This is a genomic window from Nonomuraea glycinis (genome assembly GCF_014646515.1).
Classification (GTDB): Bacteria; Actinomycetota; Actinomycetes; order Streptosporangiales; family Streptosporangiaceae; genus Nonomuraea; species Nonomuraea glycinis.
This window is the reverse complement of sequence record NZ_BMNK01000017.1, coordinates 216,894-223,930: the sequence shown is the minus strand read 5'-3', so window position 1 is coordinate 223,930 and position 7,037 is coordinate 216,894. Positions and strand designations below refer to the sequence as shown.

Here is a 7,037-nt window from a genome sequence, read left to right as displayed (position 1 = left end):
CCACCGGACCGGCTTCCACAAAGCGAAAGCCAGCCCCGTACTCCCACTCACCGAGTACGGAACCGGCACCCGCCACGCCACGCCACCCGCGACACCCAACCCACACGGGCCTGGGTAAGCACAGGAAATCTCAGACGGTCGAACCAGAAATCAGGGCACCGGTGCGGGCTGCAGGCGCTGGAACACCTCACGGGCGGCGCTGGAGCGGTTGAAGGTGATGAAGTGGATGCCCGGCGCGCCCTCGTCGAGCAGCCGCTGGCACAGCTCGGCGCCGTGGTCGATGCCGAGGCTGCGCACCGCCGCCGGGTCGTCGGCGACGGCCTCGAACCGGGCCGCCACGTCGGGCGGGAACGGCGCGCCGGACAGCTGCTCCGAGCGGGCGATCGTGCTCAGCCGGGTCACCGGCATGATGCACGGGATGATCGGGGTGTCGCAGCCGCGTGCCGCGACCCGGTCACGCAGCCGCAGGTAGTCCTCGGCCTGGAAGAACATCTGCGTGATCGCGTAGTCGGCGCCGGCCTGGCACTTGCGCACGAACTGCTCGGTGTCGGACTCGATGGACGGCGAGCGCGGGTGCTTGTAGGGGAAGGCGGCCACGCCCACGCAGAAGTCGCCGGCCTGGCGGATCAGCCGGACCAGCTCCTCGGCGTAGAGGACGCCTTCGGGGTGCTTGACCCACTCCGCCAGCGGGTCGCCGGGCGGGTCGCCGCGCACGGCGAGGATGTTGCGCACGCCGGCGTCGGCGAAGCGGCCGATCAGGTGGCGCAGCTCCCGGATGGAGTGGTCGACGGCGGTGAAGTGGGCGACGGGCGTGAGCGTGGTGTCCCGCGTCACCCGCTCCACGATGTCGACCGTGCGGTCACGGGTGGACCCGCCGGCGCCGTAGGTCACCGAGACGAACGTCGGCCGCAGCGACTCCAGCTCCCTGATCGCCTTCCACAGCTGCCGCTCCCCCTCGTCGGTCTTGGGCGGCATGAACTCGAAGGAGAACGACCGCCCGCCCGAGGCGAGGAGCTCGCGAACGGTGGGAACACGATCGGGGAGGACGGAGGGTCGACCAAGCGCCATGCGACCAAGGTTACCCGTTGCCCGGCCGGCACCTCCCGCCGCAGAGGAATCAGCCGATATGAGGCGCTCTCCTGCCGCCGATGCCCGGCCACTAGTCTCAAGGCATGAGCACAGATGCCGCGAACATGGACGACTTGCGCGCCCAGGTGGACCGTCGCCTGAGGGAGTTCGTCGAACGGCAGCTCCACACCCCCGGCGGAGCCGAGTTCGAGCCGCTCCGCACGGCCGCGGCGGACCTGCTGTCAGGGGGCAAGCGCCTGCGCCCCGCCTTCTGCTACTGGGGCTGGCGCGCCGCCGGCGGCACCGACGAGCCCGGCGTGTTCACTGCGGCGGCCTCGCTGGAGCTGCTGCAGGCCAGCGCCCTCGTGCATGACGACGTGATGGACAAGAGCGACCTGCGCAGGGGCATGCCGGCCGCGCACCGCCGCTTCGAGACGCTGCACGGGAAGTCCGGCTGGCAGGGCTCGGCCGAGCAGTTCGGCGAGGGTGCCGCGATCCTGCTGGGCAACCTGCTGCTGATCTGGTCGGGCGAGATGTGGCGCACCAGCGGCCTGCCTCCGGAGTCGCTGGCGGCGGCCCAGCCGGTGCACGACCACATGCGCACCGAGCTGATGTGCGGGCAGTATCTGGATTTGCTGGAGCAGGCCGCCGGCGAGAACACCGTCGAGTCGGCCCTGCGCGTCGCGCTCTACAAGAGCGGCAAATACTCCGTCGAGCACCCGCTGCGGCTCGGCCTGGTGCTGGCCGCGGGCAAGCTGGAGCCGTGGATGGACGAGCTGTGCACCGCCTACGGCACCCGGGTCGGCATCGCCTTCCAGCAGCGTGACGACATCCTCGGCGTGTTCGGAGACCCCGCCAGGACCGGCAAGCCGGCGGGTGACGACCTGCGCGAGGGCAAGCGGACGATGCTCGTGGCCCGCACGCTGGCCGCCGCCTCCGCACACCAGGCGAGCACGGTCCGCGGCCTCCTCGGCGACCGGCACCTCGACGAGCGGGGCGTGGCCACCCTGCGCGAGATCATCGAGGGCACCGGCGCGCTGCGGGAGTGCGAGGACCTGATCGGCGACTATCTGACCGAGGCGCTCGCCGCACTCGAACAGGCGCCGATCACGCCCGAGGCCCGCGCCGCCCTGGCCGACCTCGCCGTCGCGGCCACCTCCCGCAGAACCTGACCAGCACGAGCGGCCGAGCCCCGCGAAGGACTCCCCGGACCTGTACGGCGCGACGGGCTCCCTGGGCCAGTACGGCCGAGCCCCGCGAAGGGCTCGGCCGTCTCGGCTCTACGGCGAAGCGGGCCGGGCCCCGGTGAGCCGCTTGGCGAACTCGGCCGCGGCCGCGCCCGGGTCCTCCGCGTCGGTGATCGCGCGCACGACCACGACCCTGGACACGCCGTACGACATGACCTCGTCCAGGTTGGCCAGGTCGATGCCGCCGATGCCGAACCACGGCCGGTCCACGCCCAGCGACGCCGCGTGCCGGAGCAGCGGCGGTCCGGGCGCGTGCCGGCCGGGCTTGGTCGGCGTGGGCCAGATCGGGCCACAGCAGAAGTAGTCGACGCCCTCCTCCACAGCCGCGGCGGATGCCTCGGCGGTGGAGTGGGTGGACCGTCCGATGATGATGTCGTCGCCGAGTATCTCTCGCGCGACGGTCACAGGAAGGTCGTCCTGCCCCAGGTGGAGCACGTCTGGATGGGCGGAGTAGGCGATGTCGGCCCGGTCGTTGACCGCCAGCAGCCGGCCGTGCCGGTCGCAGGCGTCACGGAAGACCTCGAGCAGCGCGAGCTCTTCGCGCGCCTCGAGTCCCTTCTCCCGCAACTGGACGATGTCCACGCCCGCGGTGAGGACCGCGTCGAGGAAGTCGGCCAGGTCACCACGGTCGCGCCGACCATCGGTGCACAGGTAGAGGCGAGCGTCAGAAACCGAGGGCCTGGGCACGCCGTTTCACCTCTGTATGACGACCGGCCTGGATCGCCTGGACGGGCGAACCGGGCAGCGAGTCGTCGGGGGTGAAGAGCCAGCGCAGCGCCTCGACATCGTCGTAGCCGGCGTCCTGCAGCACGGTGAGTGTGCCGGGGAGGCCCTTCATCACGTCCTTTCCTTCAAGGAACACCGCAGGCACCTGTGGCCCGCCGCTGCCCCGCCTTACGCCGAGCAGCTTGTGATCCTTGAGGAGCTGCTTGGCCCGCCCCAGGGGAAGCCCCAGGCGCTGGGCCACTTCGGGGAGAGTGAGCCACTCGTCAACGAGTTGGTCGGTCTCCCGGTCGATCTGTGCAACAGAAAGCGTCACGAAACCACAACTACCACACGCCGTGCTTGCTCAAACAACACAATCTCGTAGGGGTACGTCTGGATCGACCAGGCGTTCCGTGTCCAGACGGTGACCCGCGTCGATGATCCGGCGTCCCTGGACGAGGTCGCGGGGCCGGTCCACGGACAGCACCGCGGCCAGGGTGTCCTCGTCGGTGAGCCAGCAGGCCGACCACTTGCCCTCCGGAGTGCCCCGGTACAGCAGCCGCCGGCCGGCCGGATGGTGGCCCGCGTACTGGATCATGTGGCCGAACTGCTCCGACCAGAAGTAGGGGACCGGGTCGTAGACCGCCTTCTCCCCCAGCAGGGTCGCGGCGGCGACCTCGGGCGCGCTCAGCGCGGTGTCCCAGTGCTCCACGCGCAGCCTGGCCTGGTAGCGGCGCGACCACCAGGCGGCGCAGTCGCCCACCGCGACCACGCCCGGCATCGAGGTGCGCAGGTGCTCGTCGGTGACGACGCCGTTGTGCAGGTCGATGTCGGCGTCGGCCAGCCATTCGACGGCCGGGCGCACGCCGATCCCGGCGACGACCACGTGCGCCTGCACGAACCCGCCGCCGACCAGCTCCACGCCGCCCTCGTCCACCGACCCGACCATGGTGTCGAGCCGCAGGTCGATGTCGTCGTACCAGCTCAAGGTGCGGGCGCCGATCTCTTCGCCGACCGCGAGCGCGAGCGGGGCGGAGGACGCCTCGATCACCGTCACCGCGCAACCGGCCCGGCGGGCGGCCGTGGCCACCTCCGCGCCGATCCAGCCCGCGCCGATGACCGCCACGCGGGCGCCGGGAACGAGCCTCGCCCGCAGCTCCAGGGAGTCGTCCAGGGTGCGCAGCACGTGCTGGGGGCCGTCGCCGGGCAGGGTGATCGGCTCGGTCCCGGTGGCGATGACCAGCCCGTCGTAGGCGAGCTCGCCCTCGGTGGTCTCCACGGCGTCCGCGCGCAGCGCCTTGGCCGAGACGCCGGGCCGGAAGTCGATCCCCATCGCGGACAGGTCGGAGTCGACATAGCTGGAGTCGGAGTCGCCGAGCAGCACGGCCTTCGACAAGGGTGGACGGTCGTAGGGCCGGTGCCGCTCCTGACCGATCAACGTGATCCTGCCGTCGAAGCCCCGCGCACGCAGTGCCTCGACGCTGCGCACGCCCGCCAGACCCGCTCCTACCACCACGACACGATTCACGTAAATGACCATAACGGGGGGCGTGCCGGGTCGTCGCGTCGAGGCCGTAAGGTGGGGGACGTAAGACGCGCGGGAGTCCGGCCGATACCGGGCTGAGAGGAAGGCTTGACCGGGCCTTCGACCGCAAGACACCTGATCCGGGTCATGCCGGCGAAGGGAGCGGACCATGGATGTGGTCGTCGGAGCCGGCATCATCGGGCTGTCGATCGCCTGGCGCCTGGCCCGCGAGGGCCGTCCGGTCACCGTGGTGGATCCCGCCCCGGCCTCCGGCGCCTCGCACGCCGCGGCGGGCATGCTGGCGCCGGTCAGCGAGGTCACCTACACCGAGGAGCCCCTGCTCAGGCTCGGCCTGGCCTCCCTGAGCCGCTGGCCCGCCTTCGCCGCCGAACTCGCCGCCGACGCCGCCCTGCCCCCGCACGACCCGGCGTCCACCCCAAGCCCCCTCCCGAGCGGCGCCACCGGGGCCGGTGACGGGGGTGAGGCAACGAGCGGCGCCGGCACGACCGGAGGAATCGACTCGGCCGGAGGCTTCTTCGGCGGGGGGATTTCCGCCGCTGCCAGGGCTGGGCTGGATCTGCGGGCCGATGGCATGCTCGACGTGGCGTTCGGGGCCGACGATCTGGCCGCGCTGGGCGAGCTGGCCGCCTTCATGGAGAAGCTGGGCCTGCCGGTCGAGCGGCTGACGGGCCGGGAGTGCCGCCGCCTGGAGCCGATGCTGGCGCCCTCCGTACGCGGTGGGCTGCTGGCCGCGACCGACGCCTGGGTGGACCCCCGCCGCGTCACCACGGCGCTGCTCGCCGCCCTGGAGCGGCGCGGCGTGCCGCTCGTGCCGGCGCGCGTCAGCGAGCTGCTGCGCGACGGCGACCGGGTCACCGGGGTACGGCTGGCGCCCCCGGCGAGCCCCGGGGAGATCCCGGCCGAGCGGGTGGTGCTGGCGGCCGGGTCGTGGAGCGGCGAGCTGGCGAACGTGCCGGTACGTCCGGTCAAAGGGCAGATCATGCGGCTGCGTTCGGCACAGCCGCTGCTCGGCCGGTGCGTGCGCGGCCTGGTGCATGGGACGCCGGTCTATCTGGTGCCGCGCGGCGACGGGGAGCTGGTGGTCGGCGGCACCCAGGAGGAGCTGGGCTTCGACACCAGGGTGACCGCGGGCGGCCTGTACGAGCTGCTGCGGGACGCCAGGGAGCTGGTGCCGGGCGTCACCGAGCTGGAGGTGGCCGACGTGGTGGCGGGGCTGCGCCCGGGGACACCGGACAATCTGCCGATCATCGGGCCGAGCGGGACGCCGGGCCTCACACTGGCCACCGGGCACTTCCGCGGCGGGGTGCTGCTGACTCCCGTCACGGCCGCGATCGTGCAGGGCGAGGATGCCGATCTCGCGACACTGTGTTCACCCGCTAGATTCCGGGATATTTCATGAAACTGATGGTCAATGGGGCCGCGCACGAGGTGCCTGACAGCATGACCGTGGCGCAGGCCGTACAGAATCTGACGGCTCGGCCAGGAGGGGCCACCACCGGTGTGGCGGTGGCCGTGAACGGTGAGGTCGTCACGCGGAGCTCGTGGGAGACCACGGCGCTGCGCGAGGGCGACCGCGTGGAGGTGCTGACGGCGGTGCAAGGTGGATGATCTGATCATCGCCGGGGAGAAGTTCTCCTCCCGGCTCATCATGGGCACGGGCGGCGCGCCCTCGCTGGAGGTGCTCGACGCCGCGCTGGCGGCGTCCGGCACGGAGCTGACCACGGTGGCGATGCGGCGGCTCGACCCCGGTGCCCGCGGCTCGGTGCTGGACGTGCTCCGCGAGCGCGGCATCAGGGTGCTGCCCAACACGGCGGGCTGCTTCACCGCCGGCGACGCCGTGCTGACGGCGCGGCTGGCCAGGGAGGCGCTCGGCACCGACTGGGTCAAGCTGGAGGTCATCGCCGACGAGCGGACCCTGCTGCCGGACCCGATCGAGACGTTCGACGCGGCCGAGCGGCTGGTGGCCGACGGGTTCGTGGTGCTGCCGTACATCGGCGACGACCCGGCGCTCGCCCGCCGGCTGGAGCAGGCGGGCTGCGCGGCGGTGATGCCGCTCGGCTCGCCGATCGGCTCGGGGCTCGGCATCCGCAACCCGCACAGCATCGAGCTCATCGTGGAGGCGGCCGGCGTGCCGGTGATCCTCGACGCGGGCATCGGCACGGCCAGCGACGCCGCCCTGGCGATGGAGCTCGGCTGCGACGCCGTGCTGCTCGCGACGGCGGTCACCAGGGCGCAGCGGCCGGATCTGATGGCGACGGCGATGAAGGGCGCGGTGCTGGCCGGCCGGCAGGCGTGGCAGGCGGGCCGCATCCCACGACGTCGCTACGCCGAAGCCTCCTCACCCCTGACCCCCTGAGGTCACGGTGTCGCCGGCGCTGACCAGCGCGGTCACCGCCGGTTGTGAGGCCGGCACTGACCGCTGAAACCACGTGCGGCTCCGGAGGACTCGCCGGGAAACCCCGGAACGGGCA

Annotated in this window: 8 protein-coding genes and 1 riboswitch; of the genes, 4 read left to right on the top strand and 4 right to left on the bottom strand. The window is 72.2% G+C overall.

From position 1 onward, the window contains the following. Positions 1-150 precede the first annotated feature (150 nt). The gene (metF, locus tag IEY87_RS36410) at positions 151-1,068 is read right to left on the bottom strand and encodes a methylenetetrahydrofolate reductase [NAD(P)H] (RefSeq protein ID WP_189143377.1); all 918 of its coding nucleotides are present in this window, start codon (positions 1,066-1,068) and stop codon (positions 151-153) included. Positions 1,069-1,172: 104 nt separating this feature from the next. On the opposite strand from metF, the gene IEY87_RS36405 reads away from it, so the two are divergent. Then, the gene (locus tag IEY87_RS36405) at positions 1,173-2,240 is read left to right on the top strand and encodes a polyprenyl synthetase family protein (RefSeq protein ID WP_189143376.1); all 1,068 of its coding nucleotides are present in this window, start codon (positions 1,173-1,175) and stop codon (positions 2,238-2,240) included. A 108-nt stretch (positions 2,241-2,348) separates the two neighbouring features. Here the strand turns inward: IEY87_RS36405 and thiE are convergent, their stop codons facing one another. From thiE to IEY87_RS36390, 3 genes are read right to left on the bottom strand one after another with little or no spacing between them, the layout of a single operon-like run. Next, the gene (gene thiE, locus IEY87_RS36400; protein WP_189143375.1) at positions 2,349-3,002 is read right to left on the bottom strand and encodes a thiamine phosphate synthase; all 654 of its coding nucleotides are present in this window, start codon (positions 3,000-3,002) and stop codon (positions 2,349-2,351) included. Continuing rightward, entirely contained in the window at positions 2,980-3,354 is a 375-nt protein-coding gene (locus tag IEY87_RS36395; RefSeq protein ID WP_189143374.1) for an Rv2175c family DNA-binding protein, read from the bottom strand. The genes thiE and IEY87_RS36395 overlap by 23 nt, the downstream gene beginning before the upstream one ends. A gap of 30 nt (positions 3,355-3,384) precedes the next feature. Beyond that, positions 3,385-4,548 (bottom strand): NAD(P)/FAD-dependent oxidoreductase, encoded by a 1,164-nt coding sequence (locus IEY87_RS36390; protein WP_225277957.1) that lies wholly within the window; start codon positions 4,546-4,548, stop codon positions 3,385-3,387. Positions 4,549-4,607: 59 nt separating this feature from the next. Further along, positions 4,608-4,724: riboswitch (TPP riboswitch) on the top strand. On the opposite strand from IEY87_RS36390, the gene IEY87_RS36380 reads away from it, so the two are divergent. The 3 genes from IEY87_RS36380 to IEY87_RS36370 all read left to right on the top strand — a co-directional run bounded on the left by IEY87_RS36380 (position 4,715) and on the right by IEY87_RS36370 (position 6,922). Then, positions 4,715-5,965 carry an FAD-dependent oxidoreductase gene (locus tag IEY87_RS36380; protein WP_225277958.1) on the top strand — a complete coding sequence of 417 codons (1,251 nt, stop codon included), beginning with the start codon at positions 4,715-4,717 and terminating at the stop codon, positions 5,963-5,965. Its footprint overlaps the riboswitch before it by 10 nt. Continuing rightward, complete coding sequence (gene thiS / locus IEY87_RS36375) at positions 5,962-6,174, top strand: sulfur carrier protein ThiS (protein ID WP_189143372.1); 213 nt, start codon at positions 5,962-5,964, stop codon at positions 6,172-6,174. Before IEY87_RS36380 ends, thiS begins: the two co-directional genes overlap by 4 nt. Next, on the top strand, positions 6,167-6,922 hold the full coding sequence (locus IEY87_RS36370) for a thiazole synthase (RefSeq protein WP_189143371.1): 756 nt from the start codon (positions 6,167-6,169) through the stop codon (positions 6,920-6,922). Before thiS ends, IEY87_RS36370 begins: the two co-directional genes overlap by 8 nt. Positions 6,923-7,037 lie beyond the last annotated feature (115 nt).